The organism is Salarchaeum sp. JOR-1 (genome assembly GCF_007833275.1).
Lineage (GTDB): Archaea > Halobacteriota > Halobacteria > Halobacteriales > Halobacteriaceae > Salarchaeum.
In genome coordinates, this window is sequence record NZ_CP042240.1 from 42,561 (window position 1) to 62,662 (window position 20,102).

Annotated in this window: 22 protein-coding genes; 6 read left to right on the forward strand and 16 right to left on the reverse strand. The window is 66.1% G+C overall.

The annotated features are described in order from the left end of the window. Window positions 1-3: 3 nt before the first annotated feature. From FQU85_RS00230 to FQU85_RS00255, 6 genes are all read right to left on the reverse strand, one after another. Window positions 4-393 carry an SHOCT domain-containing protein gene (locus FQU85_RS00230; protein ID WP_145842821.1) on the reverse strand — a complete coding sequence of 130 codons (390 nt, stop codon included), beginning with the start codon at window positions 391-393 and terminating at the stop codon, window positions 4-6. A gap of 165 nt (window positions 394-558) precedes the next feature. Continuing rightward, a complete protein-coding gene (locus FQU85_RS00235) occupies window positions 559-1,968 on the reverse strand; it encodes a multicopper oxidase family protein (RefSeq protein ID WP_145842829.1) in 1,410 nt (469 codons plus the stop codon). Window positions 1,969-2,054: 86 nt separating this feature from the next. Further along, complete coding sequence (locus FQU85_RS00240) at window positions 2,055-3,080, reverse strand: NAD(P)/FAD-dependent oxidoreductase (RefSeq protein WP_145842836.1); 1,026 nt, start codon at window positions 3,078-3,080, stop codon at window positions 2,055-2,057. Next, window positions 3,081-3,440 carry a thioredoxin gene (gene trxA / locus FQU85_RS00245; protein ID WP_145842845.1) on the reverse strand — a complete coding sequence of 120 codons (360 nt, stop codon included), beginning with the start codon at window positions 3,438-3,440 and terminating at the stop codon, window positions 3,081-3,083. 224 nt (window positions 3,441-3,664) lie between these two features. Beyond that, entirely contained in the window at window positions 3,665-4,783 is a 1,119-nt protein-coding gene (locus tag FQU85_RS00250) for an aminotransferase class V-fold PLP-dependent enzyme (RefSeq protein ID WP_145842855.1), read from the reverse strand. 16 nt (window positions 4,784-4,799) lie between these two features. Continuing rightward, the gene (locus tag FQU85_RS00255) at window positions 4,800-5,138 is read right to left on the reverse strand and encodes a co-chaperone YbbN (protein ID WP_240792394.1); all 339 of its coding nucleotides are present in this window, start codon (window positions 5,136-5,138) and stop codon (window positions 4,800-4,802) included. A gap of 629 nt (window positions 5,139-5,767) precedes the next feature. Between FQU85_RS00255 and FQU85_RS00260 the strand changes: the two genes are divergently transcribed. The 3 genes from FQU85_RS00260 to FQU85_RS00270 all read left to right on the forward strand — a co-directional run bounded on the left by FQU85_RS00260 (window position 5,768) and on the right by FQU85_RS00270 (window position 9,803). After that, the gene (locus tag FQU85_RS00260) at window positions 5,768-8,470 is read left to right on the forward strand and encodes an alkaline phosphatase PhoX (RefSeq protein ID WP_145842863.1); all 2,703 of its coding nucleotides are present in this window, start codon (window positions 5,768-5,770) and stop codon (window positions 8,468-8,470) included. Window positions 8,471-8,690: 220 nt separating this feature from the next. Then, the gene (locus FQU85_RS00265) at window positions 8,691-9,320 is read left to right on the forward strand and encodes a hypothetical protein (RefSeq protein ID WP_145842872.1); all 630 of its coding nucleotides are present in this window, start codon (window positions 8,691-8,693) and stop codon (window positions 9,318-9,320) included. Between the two features lie 39 nt (window positions 9,321-9,359). Next, complete coding sequence (locus tag FQU85_RS00270; protein ID WP_240792395.1) at window positions 9,360-9,803, forward strand: hypothetical protein; 444 nt, start codon at window positions 9,360-9,362, stop codon at window positions 9,801-9,803. A 125-nt stretch (window positions 9,804-9,928) separates the two neighbouring features. On the opposite strand, the gene FQU85_RS00275 is transcribed toward FQU85_RS00270, so the two are convergent. From FQU85_RS00275 to FQU85_RS00310, 8 genes are all read right to left on the reverse strand, one after another. Continuing rightward, a complete protein-coding gene (locus FQU85_RS00275) occupies window positions 9,929-10,147 on the reverse strand; it encodes a DUF2892 domain-containing protein (RefSeq protein WP_206022016.1) in 219 nt (72 codons plus the stop codon). Window positions 10,148-10,249: 102 nt separating this feature from the next. After that, window positions 10,250-11,500, reverse strand: coding sequence for a M20 family metallopeptidase (locus FQU85_RS00280; protein WP_145842901.1), 1,251 nt, complete (start codon window positions 11,498-11,500; stop codon window positions 10,250-10,252). Continuing rightward, window positions 11,500-12,849 (reverse strand): FAD-dependent oxidoreductase, encoded by a 1,350-nt coding sequence (locus tag FQU85_RS00285; protein ID WP_145842910.1) that lies wholly within the window; start codon window positions 12,847-12,849, stop codon window positions 11,500-11,502. The genes FQU85_RS00280 and FQU85_RS00285 overlap by 1 nt, the downstream gene beginning before the upstream one ends. A gap of 54 nt (window positions 12,850-12,903) precedes the next feature. After that, window positions 12,904-13,107 (reverse strand): hypothetical protein, encoded by a 204-nt coding sequence (locus FQU85_RS00290; protein ID WP_145842919.1) that lies wholly within the window; start codon window positions 13,105-13,107, stop codon window positions 12,904-12,906. A gap of 112 nt (window positions 13,108-13,219) precedes the next feature. Then, window positions 13,220-13,642 carry a hypothetical protein gene (locus tag FQU85_RS00295; RefSeq protein ID WP_145842928.1) on the reverse strand — a complete coding sequence of 141 codons (423 nt, stop codon included), beginning with the start codon at window positions 13,640-13,642 and terminating at the stop codon, window positions 13,220-13,222. 4 nt (window positions 13,643-13,646) lie between these two features. Continuing rightward, the gene (gene trxA, locus FQU85_RS00300; RefSeq protein ID WP_145842938.1) at window positions 13,647-14,060 is read right to left on the reverse strand and encodes a thioredoxin; all 414 of its coding nucleotides are present in this window, start codon (window positions 14,058-14,060) and stop codon (window positions 13,647-13,649) included. A gap of 112 nt (window positions 14,061-14,172) precedes the next feature. Then, window positions 14,173-15,432 carry an MFS transporter gene (locus FQU85_RS00305; protein ID WP_145842947.1) on the reverse strand — a complete coding sequence of 420 codons (1,260 nt, stop codon included), beginning with the start codon at window positions 15,430-15,432 and terminating at the stop codon, window positions 14,173-14,175. Between the two features lie 3 nt (window positions 15,433-15,435). Next, the gene (locus FQU85_RS00310) at window positions 15,436-16,548 is read right to left on the reverse strand and encodes a rhodanese-like domain-containing protein (protein WP_145842955.1); all 1,113 of its coding nucleotides are present in this window, start codon (window positions 16,546-16,548) and stop codon (window positions 15,436-15,438) included. Window positions 16,549-16,637: 89 nt separating this feature from the next. On the opposite strand from FQU85_RS00310, the gene FQU85_RS00315 reads away from it, so the two are divergent. Continuing rightward, complete coding sequence (locus FQU85_RS00315) at window positions 16,638-17,372, forward strand: helix-turn-helix domain-containing protein (protein ID WP_145842965.1); 735 nt, start codon at window positions 16,638-16,640, stop codon at window positions 17,370-17,372. Between the two features lie 52 nt (window positions 17,373-17,424). On the opposite strand, the gene FQU85_RS00320 is transcribed toward FQU85_RS00315, so the two are convergent. Continuing rightward, entirely contained in the window at window positions 17,425-18,546 is a 1,122-nt protein-coding gene (locus tag FQU85_RS00320; RefSeq protein ID WP_145842974.1) for an MBL fold metallo-hydrolase, read from the reverse strand. A gap of 184 nt (window positions 18,547-18,730) precedes the next feature. On the opposite strand from FQU85_RS00320, the gene FQU85_RS00325 reads away from it, so the two are divergent. Both FQU85_RS00325 and FQU85_RS00330 read left to right on the forward strand, forming a co-directional pair. Continuing rightward, window positions 18,731-19,294: a class I SAM-dependent methyltransferase gene (locus FQU85_RS00325; protein ID WP_145842983.1), complete on the forward strand. Its 564-nt coding sequence runs from the start codon at window positions 18,731-18,733 to the stop codon at window positions 19,292-19,294. Next, window positions 19,287-19,655, forward strand: a complete 369-nt coding sequence (locus FQU85_RS00330; protein WP_145842992.1) for a rhodanese-like domain-containing protein — start codon at window positions 19,287-19,289, stop codon at window positions 19,653-19,655. The genes FQU85_RS00325 and FQU85_RS00330 overlap by 8 nt, the downstream gene beginning before the upstream one ends. 17 nt (window positions 19,656-19,672) lie before the next feature. On the opposite strand, the gene FQU85_RS00335 is transcribed toward FQU85_RS00330, so the two are convergent. After that, the gene (locus FQU85_RS00335) at window positions 19,673-20,077 is read right to left on the reverse strand and encodes a helix-turn-helix domain-containing protein (RefSeq protein WP_145842999.1); all 405 of its coding nucleotides are present in this window, start codon (window positions 20,075-20,077) and stop codon (window positions 19,673-19,675) included. Window positions 20,078-20,102: the final 25 nt, after the last annotated feature.

A 20,102-nucleotide genomic window follows, 5' to 3' on the forward strand; every position in this document is an offset into this window, starting at 1 on the left:
CGGTCATTCTCGGCCGTCCCGCTCGTTGTCGCGAAGTCTCTTGGCTCGGGTCTCGTACTCCTCGTCGCTGAGTTCGCCCCGGGCGTACGCGATTCTGAGTTCTTCCTGTGCAGGGTCGGTGGACGACTCCGCTCGCGACCCGGAGAGCACCCGGTACGCGGCGTAGCCGATGACGGCGAGAACGAGCAGCAACCCGAGGGACAGGCCGATTCCCCAGATTGGCGAGTAGCCACCCATCATCCCCCCGTAGCCGCCGTAGCCACCCATCATCCCCCCGTAGGCGCCCATGAAGGGTATCATGACCGCCATGACGACGAGCGGTGTTCCGACGAGCACTGCGAGCGCGATCACGACGAGACGGAGCGTCCCATCCGGTGGCTGAGAGTTCCCCATGACGTGTTCACCAACTCCGGAGTTCGGGCTCCGCCGGCGTAAGTATTGGGACGGGCGGGCGCTGGCTGCGTCCGTGGTGTCAGTCTCCGCGCCCTGCGGGGCGTTCTCCGTGACGCCGGGGAAACGGCGGGCGTGCTCCCCTCGCGATACGAGAGCGGCGTGGTGCTACGTGTAGCGGAGAACGCGGGCCATCCCGGATTCGAGATGGTAGAGGTTGTGGCAGTGGAACAGCCAGTTCCCGGGGTTGTCCGCAGTGAAATCGAACGTCACCTGTCCCATGTGACCGGGGACGCGCACGGTATCCATGAGCGCGTCCCCGACGCGGAAGAAGTGCCCGTGGAGGTGCATGGGGTGCGTGACTGGACTCCGGTTGGTCATGCGAACGCGGACGTGCTCTCCCTCACGAACCGCGAGCGGTTCCGCGTTCGGATACGCCTGCCCATCGATCAGCCACGTATACGAATTACGTAGTCGTGAGAGTGTGAGGTCGTAGATTCGATCCGGCGATCCCGACGGACGGGATTCGATGCTGGAGAGGGCTCCGTACTGCAGACGTCGTCCAGACCCCCAGCGTGGCTCCTGCGCGGTCTCGCCCTCATCGTCGTACCGGACAGCGATACGGGCGGGCGTCTCATCTCCGGTGACTGGTGCCGCTCGCAGTTGCCACGCACCCGGATTGACACACTCGACGACCGCGTCGTAGCGTTCGCCCGGTCCGAACACGAACTCGTCGGCTGCGACGGGTTCGACGGGTCGACCGTCTTTGTGTGAGATGGAGAAGTGGTGTCCGGCGAGGCGCGTCCGGAACTCGGTTGCACTCGCCGCGTTCACGAACCGGAACCGGACGCGTTCGCCCTCCCGAACGTCGAGGGTGGACGGATCGGACGGCAACCGGCCGTTCGCGAGGAGGCCGCGATATGGCGGTCGCTCGTCGCCCCCCATCATCCCGCCCATTCCACCGCCGCCCGTGTCGGAGACCGGTTCAGGGGGACGGTCGAGGTAATCGTCGAAAACGACGACGAAGTCGCGGTCGTACTCCACGTGGGGCTCCGGTTCTTCGACGACGAGGGGGCCGAGGAGCGCGCGGTCGAGCTGGAGGCCGGCGTGACTGTGGTAGAAGTACGTCCCCGCGGGTTCTGCACGGAACCGATACGTGAACGATTCGCCCGTCGGAACCGGCTGCTGGGTGACGTGGGGAACACCGTCGTAGGCGTTTTGCAGGGGAAGACCGTGCCAGTGAGTGGTCGTCCCCGCCGGAAGCCGGTTTTCCAGGGTGACTTCGACGACTTCTCCCTCTTGCGCACGGAGTTCCGGGCCGACGTAGTGGTCGTCGTACCCCCAGACGTGTTCTACCGCAGACGGCTCCGGGGAGGCTGTGACGGTTCGCGCGTCGAGCGTTCGCGTGCGGTCTGGCGTAGGGAGCGGGGCTGGTTCCGGCGGGGTGTACGCGGGTGGGTCGATGTCTCTGGGGAGGGAGTCTCGCTCGCCGGGCGCGAAACGGGCACAGCCAGCGAGTGCAGAAAGCGTGACGCCGGTGAGGCCGGCAAGGAACCCGCGGCGGGAGTCATCGGGCATAGTACGTCCTTCGGATGTGACTCACTTCGCTGTGTCGCCCAGTCCGGCGCACTCGCAGACCGCGTCGGGTTCTGGTCGAGGCGCGATCAGGTGGTCGGCGTGGGTGTCGGTTCGTCCGCCTCGCGTCGGGTTTCGAGGAACTCCTCGGCGTCGAGCGCGGCCATGCTCCCGGTGCCGGCGGACGTGATCGCCTGCCGGTATCGGGGGTCGGCGACGTCGCCAGCGGCGAACACGCCGTCGACCGTCGTCCGGGCCGTCGGCCGGCCGGCGTCGTCCGTCTGCGTGAATACGTAGCCGCTTTCGTCTCGCTCGACTCCGGTCTCGTCGAGGAACCGCGTGTTGGGCGTGTGGCCGACGGCGTAGAACACGCCGCCGACGTCGACGGTCTCCCGGTCGACATCGCGGCCGGACTCGGCCTTCTCCCGGGGATAGCCGTCGGGGTGAGAGATCAGGGTCGCGCCGGTGACGCCGTCCTCCTGAGAGCCGTGAATGGCTTCGAGTTCCGTGTTCCAGCGGAACTCGACGTCGTCGTGGTCGCGGGCCCGATCGGCCATGATCTCGGACGCGCGCAGTTCCTCGCGGCGGTGAACGACCGTCACGGAGTCCGCGAACTTCGCGAGGAAGAGCGCCTCCTCCATCGCGCTGTCGCCGCCGCCGATGACGAGGACGTCGTCGCCGCGGTGGAACGCGCCGTCGCAGGTCGCACACGTCGAGAGCCCGTACCCCATGAGTTCGTCCTCGTTCTCTGCGCCGACCCAGCGCGCGCTCGCGCCGGTCGCGACGACGAGGGCGCGGGTTCGAATGGTGTCGCCGGTCGACAGCGACAGCTCGAACGGCTGGTCATCGAGGGAGGCGTCGTCGATGCGGCCGTGCTGGAACTGAGCGCCGAACTTCTCGGCCTGCTCCTTGCCGCGCTGGACGAGATCCATGCCGCCGACGCCGTCGGGGAATCCGAGGTAGTTCTCGACGTCGGTGGTGAGCGTGAGCTGGCCGCCGGGTTCGTCGCCCTCCAACACCAGCGGGTCGAGGTCGGCGCGGGCCGCGTAGACCGCCGCGGAGAGGCCGGCGATTCCCGAGCCGGCGATGACGAGGTCGTGTGCGTCCGTACTCATTTAGTTCGTGTAGGAGTCGACGAGCGTTCGAAGCTGCTCTTCGCCCTGGAGGCCGACGATCTCCTCGACCTGTTCGCCGTCGGCGAACAGGACGAGCGTGGGGACGCCGCGGACGCCGTACTGGGCGGCGAGCTGTTGGTTCGCGTCGACGTCGACCTTCGCGACCGTCGCGGCGGTGTCGGCGGCGATGGTCTCGACGATCGGTTCGAGCATCTGGCAGGGGCCACACCAGTCCGCGTAGAAGTCCGTCAGGACGACGTCGTCTCGGCTGACGAGCGCGTCGAGTTCGCCGGCACTGTCGACGTGGGTCGGTTCGTTCGCGGAAGTGCTGTGCGCGTCGTTTGCAGTATCGGTTGTCATCACCAGTGTCTATGGACTACCGCCCATTAATTCTTGTCCTAATCCCACAATACTGCTGGCTAGCGAAGACAGCGACCGGGCATGACCAGATCCAATATCGGATATTTAGAGTTCTAGAGAGCGTTTTCAGCTAGAGGGCGCCCACACCACGCAGTCGCCGCACGAATCAGAATTGTATTGCGTGTGAACTCCTGGTGCTATGGTCGGAGTCGCCTCCGTCCACGTCAGCCCCACTCGGGCTCGAGCGCGTCGAGCAATCCGTCCACCTCGTCGGCCGTGTTGACCGCGTGGACGGACACGCGGATCGCGTTCGGGCTCGGGAGCGAGCGCACGACGAACCCCTCCGTCGCCAGCCGTTCGACCGTCGATTCGGGATCGTCGACGTCGATTGTGACGAGGCCCGACTCGGGCGGATCGGGACTGTAGAGCCGAGCGTCCGGAACGCCGTCCGCGAGCCGTCCGGCCAGCGTCTGGATTCGCTCCGCGATGCGATCGATTCCGATCTCGTCGATCGCATCGATCGCCTCGGCCAGGGCGACGTGGGGGGCGGGGTTCGACGACCCGACCTCGAATCGTCGGGCGCCGACCGCGAACTCGTAGGGATCCGCCGTCGGAGTCTCGACGCTCCGGTAGCCGACCGTGTTGGGCGTGAGCGACTCAGCGACGTCGCCGTCGACGTAGAGGAAGCCGCCGCCCCAGAGCCCCAAGAGCCACTTGTGGCCGGCCGCCGCGACCGCGTCAGCGCCCCACTCGCCGACGTCCATCGGGAGCTGTCCGGGAACCTGGACCGCGTCGACGAGCGCGAACGCGCCGGCTTCGTGGGCGATGTCGACGAGGTCGCTGACGGGCAACTGGGTGCCGTGCGTCCACGTCACCGCACTGAAGCACGCAAGTCGCGCGTCCTCAACGGCGTCGGCGAAGGCGTCGCGGTCGACACGGCCGTCGTCGGTTTCGACGACGCGAACGTCGACGCCGTTCTGTTCCAACCGCTGCCACGGGAGCGTGCCGGCGGGATGTTCGAGGTCGGTTCGAACGACAGTGTCGCCGGGCTCCCAGTCGATGGCGTTCGCGATAGCGTTGATGCCCGCGGTGGTGCTCTCCGTGAGCGCGATCTCGTCGGCGTCCGCGCCGACGAAGTCGGCGACGCGCGCTCGGGCCCGGTCGTAGGCGTCGAACGCAACCTCGTAGGGGTCGTTTCGAGCGCTCGTCTCATACTCGTGTGACTGCACGAATTCGGTGGCGGCGTCGACGACGTACCGGGGACTGGGGCCGTGGGCGCCGAAGTTGAGGTAGACGTCCTCGTGGAGGGCGGGCGTGTCAGCGCGAAGGTCTCTGGGAGTCATCGGTCGTCCGTTGGAGTCAGTCACTGAATCGAGCGAGCAGATCGCGGAGTGCCTGTTCGGTCTGGCCGCCGCGGAGCTGTTTCACGGGCTTCCCGTCGGCGAACAGGACGAACGTGGGCGTGCTCTGAGCACCGAACTCGATCGCCGTTTCGAGGTTCGACTCGATGTCGACCGTCACGACCGTCGCGTCCGTGTCGTCTGCGAGCGTATCGAGAACCGGCTTCATCCGCTTGCAGGTGCCACACCACTCCGTGTAGAACTCGACGAGCGTGACGCTGCTGTCCTCGACGATCGCCTCGAGGTCGCCGTCGCCGAGCGAGCGCACGCTGTCCGTCTTCGCTGTTTGTGTTGCCATTAACGGATTCTACGCACCGCACGGTTAATAGTCTTGGGCCTACTATACAATACCATTTGTGCGTACTCAGAGCACTCCCGTTGAGACCGGGCAGTGAGAACCCACGAACCAGAAACCACCCCGTTCGTGAGACTCCCGAGGGCATGCTCACGACCGTTCGAATACGAGCGCGTGATGGGACGTAGCAGGTCGACCTGTCGATCGAACGCAGCGGCTGACGCCGAGAGTACGGCATCGTTGGTTTCCGCTGGCGTCACCCGCAACTCTGCCGGCGGGTCGCGCCGTCCTCGCGAACGGGCCTCCGGGCCGACTGGCTCCAGCGAGAATAACGGGCGAGAACGTGTCATCGAGCAGTGCGAGCACCGTCGGGGCGGCGGCGTTTCGCGAGCGACAGACATCACTCGCCCCGGTCGATGAAGTAGTTACAGTCCAGCAACACACTGATTCGGTCATTCACATCACGCTTCGGGACAAGATCGCCGAGGAAGCTTTGGGATGTACTGGGGCCTATATATCAGAACAATCCGTAGTAAGACGTTCCTATACGCCAAAATGCATCCTATCGATCGGGACTCCTAATTACCAATATTATAAAATTACTTTCACAACCTCGCGAAACGTGAGTCTGCATGGTAGACCTCACCAGGCGGAACCTGATTGCGACGTCCGTCGCCGCTGCGGTCGGAGCCGGAATGTCCGGCGTGGCGAGTGCAGACGTAACAGAAACCGACACGGTCGGTGCACCGAGTGTCAAAGGAGAGATCGAGCGCTTCGTCACGACGTCTCTCGGGGCCGAAGTGACGGGGCCCTTCGTCTTCGAGAGCGACAACACACTGCTTTTCAGCCACCAGCATCCGAGCCGCGACAACCCCGAACCGTGGGCTCGCGGGGGGATTGGCTACGTGAGCGGATTCAATTTCACGCTCGACGGGAGCAACGACGACTTCGAGGAGCTGTCGGTGCCGACGACGGCCGACGAGCAGAACGAAGTCCGTACCAGTGAGGGCGAGTACGTCTTCCTCGCCAGACAGGAAGAGCCGATCAATAACGGAGACGAGCAACTCGGTGTCCCCGAGACGCCGGACGGCGACCCGATCGATCGGTTCGCGGGGAGCCGCTACACCGAGCCGGGGTACACGCCGGACTGCAACCAGTTCATCCCCACGAACGAAGCGGGAACCGAGGGCTATCTCTTCACCAACTTCGAGACGAGCCCCGGGAACGTCTCTCGGATTCCGATCTCGCGAACCGAGGACGGCGAGTGGGAGGCCGACCTCGACAACGCCATCAACCTCGCCAACACCGAGTCGCTCCGGAGCCTTGGCGGAACGCGGATCAACTGCGGGGGCAACCGCACCCCCTACGGCACCTACGTCTCCTCCGAGGAGGAGTACGCGATGCCGCGAACCAGCTACGGAGCCACCGTCAGCGAGACGCTGAAATCCGAGTCGGGTGCCGGCCTCCGGGGCGCAGCGCACTTCTGGAATCGACCGAATCCGGCGGAGATCTCGGGCAAGGACTATGTCACCTGGTACCCCCAGGGCGCGTTCGCCCTCACGGGCGTCGAACTGACCGCGTACTACCTCGGCGCGGACGCGGTCGACCAGGACGGTCCTGGGCAGTCGGGCTGGGACGTCGACACGCCGAGCGGTATCGACGCGCGCGCCAACGGCACGAGCGTCGAGGTCGACGAGTCGAACACCCGCGAGCCGATCGGCGAGGGCTACCCCAACAAGTACCGCTACGGCTACCAGGTCGAGTTCCGAGAGCCGACGGCGGAGACGCCAACCGCGGTCAAACACTACGCGATGGGGCGGGGCTCCTGGGAGATGCCAAGCTTCCAGCCGGACAACCGAACCGTCTACGAGCTCTCTGACGGCGACAACAAGGGGATCTACAAGTTCGTCGCCGACCAGCCCCTCGACAGCTACGACGACCCGATGCAGGTCTCGGGCACGCTCTACGTGGCCAAGGTGACCAACGCCGCCGCGAGCGCCGCCGACGCGGGCCAGCGGCGCTCGCCCGCGAACACGAACCTCGAACTCGAGTGGCTGCCGCTCGGCAACGCGACGAACGCCGAGATCGAGTCATGGATCGCCGACTACGACGACGTCACGCAGGTCGACTACCTCGAAACCCACGCCGACACCGACTGGCAGGAGAACCTCGACGCGGCCATCGAAGAGGCCGATCAGGAGGTCATCGCGAACGGCAACCAGAACTACATCTCGGATCAGGAGATCGTGGAGTGGGCGACGCAGTACGAACAGCGCGGCCCCGACGGCGTCGATGAGGAACTCCGCCGGGTTCCCTTCCTCGAGACGCGTGCCGCGGCGAAGGAAATCGGGGCGTCCACGGACTTCAACAAGGCCGAGGGCGTCGACAGCATCGACGGCGCGCAGCCAGGCGACTTCGTCTACATGGGCATCTCCGAGTTCAACGACGCCTTCGCCGACAGCTCCGGGGACATCCAGCTCGAGCGCGTCGACGGCGGCCTCGTCTACCGGGCTGAGCTCGACCAAGACTACGATATCTCGCGGCTCGAGCCCGCCATTGTGGGCCCCGACAGCACGGACTCCTCGGCCGTCTCCGACGACGCGCTGCTCAACGTCGACAACGTCCACGTGATGGACGACGGCCGCGTGCTGTGCTGTGAGGACGCCGACCAGCTCGGCCGCTCGTACCCCAACGACTGCCTCTACGTCTACCAGCCGAACGTCCTCGTCGACGTGGAGTCGGCGGCCGTGAGCCTCGGCGTGACCGGCACCGTCACCCTGTACGCCAAGTCGCTCCCGACCGGCTTCTCGGGCGCGCAGCTGAACGTCGCCGTCTCGAACCCCGATGTGGCGACGGTGACGGGCGTCGACTTCAACGACGCGCTGGGGCTCACCGAGAGCACGGTGACCGAGGACGGCTCGACAGCGAGTTTGCGGTTCGCTGACACGGAGCGCAAAGTCCAGCCCGGCGGACACCGGGTTCCGATCGCCGAACTCACCCTACGCGGCGACAGCACGGGTACGACCGATCTCGACATCTCCATCAATCAGATGGACGACGAGACCGGGGATCCAATCGACGCCGAGGATGGCTTCGGTGTGCTCGTCGTCGGGCCGCCGGCGGTTGCGGGCAGCGGCGCGCCCACCGACCCCGACGGCGACGGGCTCTACGAAGACCTGAACGGAAACGGCCGCCTGGACTACGAGGACATCCAGATCCTGTTCAGGAACTTCAACGCCGACAGCGTGACGATGAACGAGTGGGCGTACGACTTCAACGAGAACGGACAGCTCGACTACGACGACATCGTCGAACTCTTCGAGGAGGTCAACTGACCGTGTCACCCGTCGTCCGGTGTCGATTCGGCCGGCCGCGCCCGCCAGAGTCGGTCCGGAACCGGGCGACGGCCACCACGGGTTGTCCCGTCGCCCCCGAACTCGACGGCAGACAGGCGTTCCACACCGCACCTCAGGAGCAATGACTCACGACGCACCTTCGATCTCGATTCCGCTCGACGCCCGCCGTCGTCGCGCGGCCGTCGCGGCCTCGCTGGCGATGTTCGCCCTCCTCGGAGCGGTGGCGGCGACGGGGACGGCCACCGCACAGAGTGACCGACCGACGGTCGTCGTCGTCGGCAACGAGACCACTGTGAACGAAACCACGACGGTGAGGGTCGTCCTCACGAGCGCCCCCAACGGCCTCTCGGGCTACTACCTCGACCTACACGTCGAAACCGCCGGCGTCGCCCGGATCGAGTCGGCAAGTTACCCCGAACAGTTCGGCCTGACGAGTGCACCGAGGATTACCGACGGAACGACCGTCACGCTCGAAGCCGCCGACATGGAGGGCGCCATCGGTTCGGGAGCGACGAACGTGACGCTCGCGACCGTGACACTCGTCGGGGTCTCGCGCGGGAACGCGACGCTCACGGTCGACCCGCGACAGTTCGACGACGACGGCGGGGCCTTCACGCCGGCAACCCAGTCGGGAACAGTAGTCGTGACCGACGGCGCGTCGGAAACCCGATCCGACGGAGGGGGAACCGACGGAACCACCGCCGGAACCGACAGATCCGGTACCGCCGGCGGCGGAGAGACGACCGGCGCGTCCGCACCGCTGTCACCGATCCTCACGCTCGTCGCCGTAGGCCTCGCGGTCGCGGTCGGGCTTCGCCGGCGGAAGTAAGCGATCGAACCGCCCTTCGAACAGTCACTCCGCACGCCAATGTCACAATCACGATCCAGAGACGATCGACGCGAGGAACCGCCAGCCGACGGCGCCGAGTACGTCCACCGCGACTACGTGCTCGACGTGCGCATCGTCGAGCGAACGACAGACGACGGCGAAACCGTCTATCGGTTCGAGGCACCGAACCACAAGGGAAAAGAGTTCGCCGATCCCGACGCGGCCGAGTTGTACGCCGACGTCTACTTCGACGTCAACGGCTTCGTCGAGGAAGGCGTCGGCGAGCGCGGCGTCCCGATCGAGGTCGTCCAGGCCGGCCGGGACACGCTCATCGCCTACCTCCTGACCTGGCCCACTACCGACGCCGACTGGGTCGCCTCGTTCAGCGGCCGACGCCCGGAGAAGATCCGGCGATACTCGAGGCGTCTCCAAGAGCGAGCGGAATCGATCCGTGAGAAGATTGTCGCACAGGGCGTCGATTAGCGACGCGCCCCCACTCCGGTATTTGTTCGGTTCCTCGATCGAGGAAGGCCGGTTTTTTGTCCTGAAGCCCGGCTTCGCGCTCCACGGGTTGGCGCTCCGGTGTGCTCGAGGCGTGCTCGACGTATCTACCTGGAATCCGACGTGTCGATGCCCAGCAGTCGATAGAGGAGACAGACCCGGACGAGTCCGGTTCCGACGAGAACCAGCCCCAGCAGCGCCAGGACTGCGCCGACCGTCGATCCCAGACCCAGCAGGCCGCCCACTGCCGCCAGCCCGATGACCGCGAGACTCACACCGACGACAACGCGAGTCAGCCGGTCTGTCGCGCCAATATTGTGTTCCATACCCACGAGTGGGTCGCACTCGCCTAAGTCCTTTCGGCGGCTGGCCGGAGACCGACGCAGTCGGTGAACGACGGGCGTCTCTCCTAGAAGAAAGATAGACCGCTACTGGGCTCTCTGAGACCGCCACGCTGCCGGAAGCTGTGCGTAGACGACCGCGTTGTCGACGAGCACGTCGACGGGGACGTACTCGTCGGGCGCGTGGACGGTGTCGGTTCCGAGCGCGAACTCGACAGTCGGGATGCCCGCGTTCCGGAGGGTCTTCGCGTCCCCGCCGCCCGTGGCACTCCGCCGGAAGATCCGCTCGCCCGTGACGGCCGCCGCCGTCGACGCGACGGCTTCGACGAGCGGACTGTCTGGAGCCTCGGCGGTCCCGACGCTCCACGAGACGTCGGCTATCGTGATGCCCTCGCAGTCGGCGACGCACTCCCGAATCGCCGCGAGCACGTCGGGCGTGTGGACGCCCGCCGTCAACCGCACGTCGATCTCGGCGCGAGCGGACTGCGGGACGCTGTTTACCGCGTCACCTCCCTCGACGACGCCGAGATTGATCGAGGGATAGTGGAACAGCTCGCGGGCCGCGTCCTCGCCCATCGACGGGCCGTAGTATTCGACCGACTCCTCGATGATCGGCTCCACGTCAGCGTCGATATCGAGGCGTTCGGAACCGAACTGCTCGCGCACGGTCTCCACGGCATTGTACAGCCGGTCGATCGCGTTCACGCCGAGTACCGGCCGCGAGCCGTGGGCGCCCTCGCCGCTGGCTTCGAGCGTCAGCCAGATACTGCCCCGGTCTGCGACCGTGACGGAGTGCCGGCCCTCCTCGCAGGTCGGCTCCCCGATGACGCAGGCGTCCGCGTCGAGACCCCTATTCTTCAGCAGCGCGGGCAGGCCCGCGTCTCCGCCCACCTCCTCGTCGCTCACGAACGCGAACAGGAGGTCGACGGGTGGCTCAGTGTCGGTGCCTGCGAACGCCCGAATCGCGAACAGCATCGACGCCACGGCGCCCTTCATGTCGGTCGCGCCGCGACCGTAGACGCGGTCGTCGACGCGCTCGCCCAGGGGGTCGCGTGTCCACGCCTCGTCGTCGAACGGAACCGTATCGAGGTGGCCGTTGTACAGCAGCGTGCGGTCCGACTCGCCAGCGACCCGAACGAGCAGGTTCGGCTTCGCCGGGTCGACCGCGAACCGCTCGACGCCCACCGGGAGCGGCTCGAGGAAGCCCTCGATCTCGGCGACGATCTCGCGCGTATCGCCGGGCGGGTTCGACGTCTCCGTTCCGAGGAGATCCATGGTGAGCGCGACCAGTTCCTCGCGGTGCGTCCGAACATACGCCGGGGGCTCCGTCGCGCCCATCAGCCATCGAGCTGCCCGTCGAGCACTTTCGCCGCCGTGAGAATCGGATCCCAGACGGGACTGAACGGTGGCGCGTACGCCAGGTCGGCGTTCCGGAGTTCGGTCACCGTCATCCCGGCCGTGAGCGCTGTCGCGACCGTGTCGATGCGCTTTGCGCCTTCCGCACCGACCACGCTTCCGCCCAGGAGCCGACCGGAGTCCCGGTCAGCCACCAGCGTAACGGTGAGCTCCGCGCCGTCCGGGTAGTAGTGGGCTCGCGTCGACGCCGTTACCGTGGCCGAGACGGGATCGAAACCCGCGTTCCGCGCCCGCTCCTCGTCGAGGATTCCGGTTCGAGCGGCACCACGGTCGAACGCTTTGACGATGGCCGTGCCGGCGATCCCGCCGACCGGTTCCGGATCGCCGGTGACGGTCTGCCCGATCGCGCGGCCGGCGCGGTTAGCCGTCAGCGCCAGGGGCACGTGATCCGGCTCGCCGGTCACGACGTGGCGCGCCTCCGCACAGTCGCCCGCAGCGTAGATGTTCTCGTAGTTCGTCCGCCCGAACTCGTCGGTCGCAATCGCCCCGGTGTCGCCCAGGTCGATACCGGCGTCGGCCGCCAGGTCGGTGTTCGATTCGACGCCGACCCCGACGATGGCGATATCGGCGGGATGGGACTCGTCGTCGAGAGTGACGCGGTCGACCCGCTCGGATCCCTCGAAGCCGGAGACGGCCGTGTCGAGGTGTAACTCGACGCCCTGTTCGCGGAGGTGGTCTTCGACGACCTCGGCCACCGCGTCACCGAACGGCTGCAGCACGTGGGGGAGCATCTCGTAGAGGCTGACGTCGACGCCGCGCGCCGACAGCGCTTCGGCCATCTCGATACCGACGTATCCGCCGCCGACGATGGCTGCGGAGTCGGGGGAGTGCTCGGTGACGTAGCCTTCGATGGCGTCGGCCTCGTCCATGTCGTGGATGGTGAACACGCCATCGAGGTCGAGGCCGTCGAACGGCGGTTCGATAGCGCTCGCGCCCGTCGCGACGAGGAGGTCGTCGTAGGGCTGGTCGAACGTCTCGCCGTCGCCCTCGACCGTGACGGTTTCGGCCGCGGGGTCGATGTCGACGACCTCGTGGCCGGTTCGGAGGTCGACGTCTCGCTCGTCGCGGAACTCCTCTGGCGTCACGGCGACGAGGTCGTCCAAGTCCTCGACGTCGCCTTTGACGTAGTAGGGCATTCCGCAGGCGGCGTAGGACACCCACTCGCCCTGCTCGAAGACGACGACGTCCAGCGCCGGGTTCTCGCGCTTGGCCTTGCTCGCGGCGCTCATTCCTGCGGCGTCACCGCCAACGACGACGAATGTGTCGCTCATGTCTCGACGTTAGTGCGGTGGAATGAAAAGTATTTCTCGCGTTCCACAATATTGTCACTCGCCCCGCGGAGCCCGAACCGACCGAGGCGTCAGGTCACAGATCGGGCGGCCGAACGCCAGGAACCCGCCGACGATGCCACCGGCGGCGAACCGGTCGCCGAATGGCTCCTCGGCGAGCGATCGCGGGTAGACGAACGCGCCCGCGAAGACACCAGGTGCGGTGAGAAACGCGTCGTCTGCTGGAGTCCGGGAGCCCATCCGAGCGTCGATCGGAGCCGGCAGGCGGCCGGTCACAGTCCCCGGGAAGACGACGGTCGCGATGCCGATACTGACGCTTCGAACACCCGCCTGCGCGAGAGCGAAACGGGCGTCACCGTTCGAACGCCGCGTCTTCGAGCGTTTGGATCACGTCGTACGGATCGTGCGCCCCGTCGTTTTGAAGGACGGCGACGAGGCCGGTCGTTTCTGTAACAGGCACGACGACGGTGACCGTCTCCTCGTAGACCCGGACAGTTGCGCGTAACGCCTGTCCGTGGTGGCCTTCGTACGCTCTGATACCCATGCCCTCCAGCTGAATGTTCTCCAGAATCGCGGTGATGTCCGCCGTGGTGTACTGGGCGGACGCAGAGCTGTCCCGATACGGAACGCTGTACTCGCCGTTCTCGTAGGCGGCGATCCCGACCAGTGTGTCACCGACGCTGTCCGTCAACGCTGGTTTGCTCTCGCGCGCGACGTCGGCAAGCGACCGGTCGCTGTCCGTCCGCCGTTCTGCCGACGTGGAGGTGTCGGCCATGGAGTTACGTATGGGTCTCGACGGCGGCGCGGAGCCGTGATTCGTCCTGCATACCGACAAGTCGTTCGACCGGCTGCCCGTCGGCGAACAGGACGAGCGTGGGGACGCTGCGGACGCCGTACTGGGCGGCGAGCTGTTGGTTCGCGTCGATGTCGACCTTCGCGACCGTCGCGGCGGTGTCGGCGGCGATGGTCTCGACGGTCGGTTCGAGCATCTGGCAGGGGCCACACCAGTCCGCGTAGAAGTCCGCCAGGACGACGTCGTGCTCGTCGACGGTTTCCGTCAGCGCGGCCTGTCCGCTGATCTGAACCGGCGTCGAGGGGGTCGACGTGGTGGGCTCGGTCTCCGGTTCGGATTCGGCTCGGCTGCGCAGTTCTTCCAGTTTTCGCTGTCGGATGTCCTCTATCTTCTCCGCCATGGTGTCGTTCTTCGGCGCACGACGACTTAGTTGTTTTGCAGTATTTGTACAATACTGTCTGGGTGGGAGGGCGACGCGACGGCGCAGGACATCCGTGGAACGGTTGTGACGGTCACTCCGGAGCGGGCGGTTCGTGCGTCCCGAAGTCGGGGTGGGTCTCCTGCATCCAGACGTACACGACCGCTCCCGAAGCGAACATCAACAGGCCGATCACGTAGAACGCGGCCTCGATGCTCAGCACCTCCATCGAGAGGCCGATAAGGATCGCACCGACGCCGTAGCCGGTGTCCCGCCACATCCGGTAGACGCCCATCCCGGTCGCACGCCACGTCGGGTGCGCGGCGTCCCCCGGCACCGTCATCAGGTTCGGGTACAGCAACGCCATCCCGAGCCCGGACGCCCCGGAGAGCACGGCCCACGCGAGGTAGCCCTCGACCAGTACCATTCCGAGGACGCCCGCGCCGGCGAGGAACATCCCGGCGAGAACCGGCGGTCGGCGGCCGATCCGGTCGGCGAGGCCGCCGGTCGCGATCTGGAGGAAGTACATCGCGCTGTGCACGGCGACGACGAACCCGACCGCCGCGATGCCGAGCCCCTGATCCGTGAGGTACAGCGGAACGGCGAGCCAGAACAGCGTGTCGACGAACTTCTCGATGTGGCCCGCCTGTGCCGCGGCGAACAGCGTCTTATCGCCGTAGGTCGCGCGCTTCAGCACCTCGACAAACGGGAGGTTCGCGTCGTGGTGGTCGTCGTCCTCGACCTCCAACTCCGCGAGGTGGACGGTCTCCTTGATGAGGAAGATCGAGACGAGGAACGCCAGCCCGACGACGGCCGCGAGGAAGTAGAACGGCTCCGGTCGAAGGCTCGTCCGGGCGGCGATGACGCCCGTCACCCAGGCGCCGACGGCGACGCCGGTGTACCCGAACGCCTCGTCGATACCGACCGCGAGGCCGCGCTGGTCGGGGCCCGCGATGTCGATCTTGGCGTTGATTGCCATACTCCAGGTCAACGCCTGATTGATCCCCAGCAAGACGTTCCCAACAGTGATCCACGCCCAGCTCGGAGCGTAGATGAGGATGATGGGCAGCGGGAGTGCGGTCGCCCAGCCGAGGACGAGGACGGGCTTGCGACCGTACTCGCCGCCCCACTTCCCCGCGTAGAGGTTCAGGAGGCCCTTGACGAAGCCGAATGAGACGACGAACGACCCGATGACGAGCAGGGACTCGACGCCGAACACGTCCCGGCCCAGCACCGGGACGACGGCGCGTTCGGATCCGATGGTCAGCCCCGTCGCGAACACCAGGAGGACGTGGAGTGAGAACTGGCCGAGGTGCTCACGGATACCCTGTTTGTGTGCGAGTTCCGTGCCCATGGATTACTCGGCGGCGCAGTTGTTGGGGCCCAGTTCCAGCCCGGCCAGTTCGTCGGCCGGAACCGACTCCTCTCCCACGTTCGCCCGCTTGACACGCTCGAAGTTCGGCGGATGATCCGGAATGTCCGCTGCGAGTTCCTCGACGAACGCTTCGCGGTCGCGGCCCAGATCGTCGTTCCGGTCTTTGACTTCGGCAAGGGTCGCAGCGACCGGCGGTTCGGGCGAGCCAGGATCGTGGGCCGGCAGGACGAGCGCGTCGTCCGGTCGATCGAGCACTCGCTGAAGGCTCTCGTAGAGCGTAGCCGCGTTCCGTTCGACATCGGAATCCTCGATGCCGGCTTCGACGCCGAGTTCGACGCGACCCACGCTCTCGTGGAAGAGTGTGTCGCCCGTGAACAACGCCGCCCCCTCGATGTCGAACGAGACGCTTCCCTCGCTGTGGCCCGGCGTGTGAATGACCTCGACGTCGCTCTGACCGACCGTCACGGCCTGGCCGTCTTCGAGGGGGGTCGCGTCGAGCGCGAGCGCGTCCTTCGGGTGAAGGTAGTAGGGTGCGTCGTGTCGGGCGGCGAGCTCCGCAGCTCCGGAGACGTGGTCGGCGTGGGCGTGCGTGTCGAAGACGCCGACGAGGGTGGCATCGTACTCGTCGAGAATCAGTTCGTACTCGTCGAGATAGTGCGACGGGTCGAAGACGGCGGCCTCCCCGTCCGAGACGAGAACGTGTGAAAGACAGCCCGTTCCCGGACGCGCGACCTGGACGAGCGTGCTATCGAGGTCGGCCGGTACTTCTGCGTGCCGGTGGACGCGGCTCCAGCCATTCATCCCGTCGGTAAGCGTTACTGCGTCGTAGCCCAGTTCGTTGAGGATCGCTGTCGCAGTCTGGGCGGCGACGCCTGCGGCGCAGACCGTGACAATCCGCTTCTCACGGGGCAGGTCGGAGAGGGCGTCTTTGGCCTGTTCGGGGTCGTCAGTGAGTTCGTCGTAGACGTCGACGTTGACACTCCCCGGGATATGCCAGTCCTCGAAGTCCGCTTCGTGGCGGATATCGACGACGAGCGGGTCTTCGTCGCCGTCGTGTACCAGTTCGCTAAATTCGTCCGGCGGTAGTTCCTCCATCTGTGTGTCCGTATAGTAGGGAGACCGGCAACAGGCTACTGCCGGACATGACCGGCACCGTTAATTTTGACGAGGCCCGAGGTGTTCGTATGAGTCTGTACGAGGCGTCGATCCGGGTCAAACACGAGTGTCCGTACCGGTCGATCTCGGAACGCTACCCGGACTTAACGATACGCGAGTGGCCGCTGAGCGACTGCCAAGTTCTCGAAATCACAGCCGAGGCGACGCCCACCGACGAGTTACTCGCGGAGATCGATCAGCTCGGCACCGTGCTGCACGAGTCGGCGGAGGAGGACGGGTATCACGTCGTGACGCAGTCCTGTCTCTGCTCGCTCGAGGAATCTATCGTCGACCGATTCGAGAAACACAACTGCCTGTATCAGTCCCCGACGATCTACCGACAGGGCTGGGAGCACTACACGGTGATTGCGTTCGATGGAGACGACATCCGGGGGCTGCTCGGTGACTTGCGATCTGATAGAGAGATCGAACTCCTCTCGAAAACCTCGATTTCGGAGAAACAGGTTCCGCACAGTATGTTGGCCCCGGTCGACCAGCTCTTCGAAAACCTCACAGACCGGCAGGTGGCAGCACTCCAGTTAGCGCTCAAAACGGGCTACTACGAACAGCCACGGCAGACGTCGCTGCGTGACCTCGCCGAGCAGACGGCAGTCGCCCGCTCGACGTACGAGGAACACCTTCGAAAGGCGGAGAACAAACTCCTCACGAACGCCGGTCAGTTCCTCCGGTTAGTCACCGCGATGACGACATCGAACCCGCTACAGGTCGAAACACCCCCGCAGGAAGAACAGGCCGCCGACTGAAATTAGCTAACCCGGCCGAGGAGTTGCGCGGGTCGTTTTCAGGTTTTCTTCCTTAGTTCGCGGCGCAGTTGTTCGGGCCGAGTTCGAGCGATTCCACGTCGCCGCCAGGCTGGGTCTTCCCCCAGTTGATCTGCTTGATCTCGTTGTAGTTCGCGGGCTCCTCTGCGAGGCTCTCGACGATGGTCTCGACGAACGCCGTCTCGTCGCCGTCCGCGACGTAGCTCAGGAGTTCGTTGTTGGCTTCCGCGGTGAGGGCGTCGAGTTCGGTCGCGACCGGACGGACGTCCTCGTCACTGAAGTGGCCGGGGAGGACGACGGTGTCGTCGTCGAGGTCGGTGAGGCGGTCGAGGCTGTCGAACAGCTGAGAGGCCGCGTCCCGAACCGCGTCCTCAGAACTGTCCTCGAGGTCGGGGCGGCCGACGCTGCGGAGGAACAGGGTGTCCCCGGAGAGGAGCGCGGAGCCGAACTGGAAGGACGTGCTGCCGGGCGTGTGGCCGGGCGTGTACAGCACGTCGAGTTCGCGGTCGCCGACGGGGATCGTGTCGCCGTCCGCGAGTTCGGTGACCGCGTCGAGTTCGCCCGCGTCCGCTTCGTGGAGGTAGTATGGGACGTCGAGTTCGCCGGCGAGGCGGCGCGCGCCCGAGACGTGGTCGGCGTGGGCGTGCGTGTCGGCGACCCCGACGATGGAGAGGCCGTGTGCGTCGGCGATGTCGAGGTACTGTTCGATGTACTGCGTCGGGTCGACGACGACGGCCTCGCCGTCGTCGTGGACGAGGTAGGAGACGCAGCCCGTCCCGGGGCGGACAACCTGGATGACGCCGTCCGTGGTGGCGTCGTACTCGCGGTGGACGCGGCCCCAGCCGTTCATGCCGTTGTCGACGGACGCCGCGTCGAAGCCGTGCTGGCGGAGGAATTCGGCGGCCCGGGCGGACGTGACGCCGCCGACGCAGACGACGGCGATCTCCTCGTCTTCGGGGAGGTCGTCGAGGTGCGTTTCGAGCGTCGAGTAGTCGTAGTCGAGCAGGTCGTCGTAGATCGGGAGGTTTGTGCTCCCGGGTATCTGCCACTCGTCGTAGTCGGCTTCGTTGCGGACGTCGAGGACGAACAGGTCTTCGGCGTCGTCTTCGGCGATTCGCCGTGCGACCTCGGACGGCTCGAACCCAGTATTGCTCATTGCATCCAATACTACACAGTCCCGCCGATATAAATGTGTTGCGTAGAGCAGACGCGCACACCACACGATACGCGTTCGGCGGGCCGAATAGCCTCGTCCCCTCCGATACAGCCCCCGCCACGAACGGCCGCGCACGATAGCCGGGTCGCCAATTATTTCGCGCTCCGCCCACGACTGTATGCGTATGGGACATCACACGTTCGACGCCGCCCAGGCGGCAAACCTGGAGGACGCCGCGACGCGCTACCGCTACCTCTCGCGAGAAGAACTCGTCTGGGCGCTCGACCCGGACGAATCAGCGACAGTCGCAGACCTGGGCAGCGGAACCGGCTTCTACACGGACACGATCGCACCGCACGTCGCGCACGTCTACGCGATCGACGTCCAGGACGCCATGCACGACTACTACCGCGAGAAGGGCGTGCCCGAGAACACCGAACTCGTCACGTCGGGCATCGAGACCCTCCCCCTCGAGTCGAACCGGCTGGACGGGGCGGTCTCGACGATGACGTATCACGAGTTCGCGAGCGCGCAAGCCCGATCCGAACTCGCGCGCGTCCTCGCGCCCGGCGGCCGCCTCGTCGTCGCGGACTGGTCGGCGGACGGCACCGGCGACGCCGGCCCGCCGCTCAGTGAGCGGTTCACCGCTGACGACGTAACGACCGCGCTCCGCGAGTCCGGCTTCGATATCGAGTTCCGAGCAACCCGGCCGGAGACGTTCCTCGTCGTGGGTGTCGCCGGTGAGTAGCATCGGTCCGTCCCGACTGGACGACCGCCGCACCGACGGGGACGTGTTCGTTCTCGACATTCGTCCCGAACAGGACTACCGAGAGAACCACATCCCGGGAAGCACCAACGCGCCGGTGTACGAGGAACTCCAACGCGGAAACCTCGACGCGCTCGACCCGCATCTGTCGGGGCTTCCCGACGACACGGAAATCGTGACCGTGTGCAAGGCTGGCGTCGTCGCACGGAAAGCCACCACCCGCCTCCAGGAAGCGGGCTACACGGCGACGACGCTCACCGGCGGATACGCTGGCTGGCGTCAGTACGAGCAGAACACCGTCCTGTACAGAGTGCTTTCCGCGCTCCGAACGCTCGGTCGGTGACCGCCTGCACGCGCGAGCTAGCTCTCGGCGGGCGTGGCGGGCTGGGGCTCGTCGCCGTACTTCTCCTCGAACTCGCCGATGAGCTGCCCCATCTTCGCGTACCAGTCGTTGAGCAGGCGCTGCATCTCGTTGGTCACCTCGTCCGCGTCCCGGGACTCGTAGACGTGGTAGTAGCCGCCCTGTTCGTAGTTCACCTGTTCCTTCTGGATGAACCCGGCCTGGAGCAGGCGCTGGACTGCGCGGTACGCGGTCGAGCGCTCGCGGTCGATCTGTTCCGCGATCTCGTCGACGGTCAACGGTTCTCCCGTCTCCTGGAGTAACTGGAAGATGTCTCGGTCGATCGTCTTGAGGTCGTGGAAGCACTCGAGCAGTCCCTCGCACTGCATGTCCCGCCGGAGCATCTCGCTCATGGAGTCAGCCATCGTTACGAAATAGTAGTGGTTACAG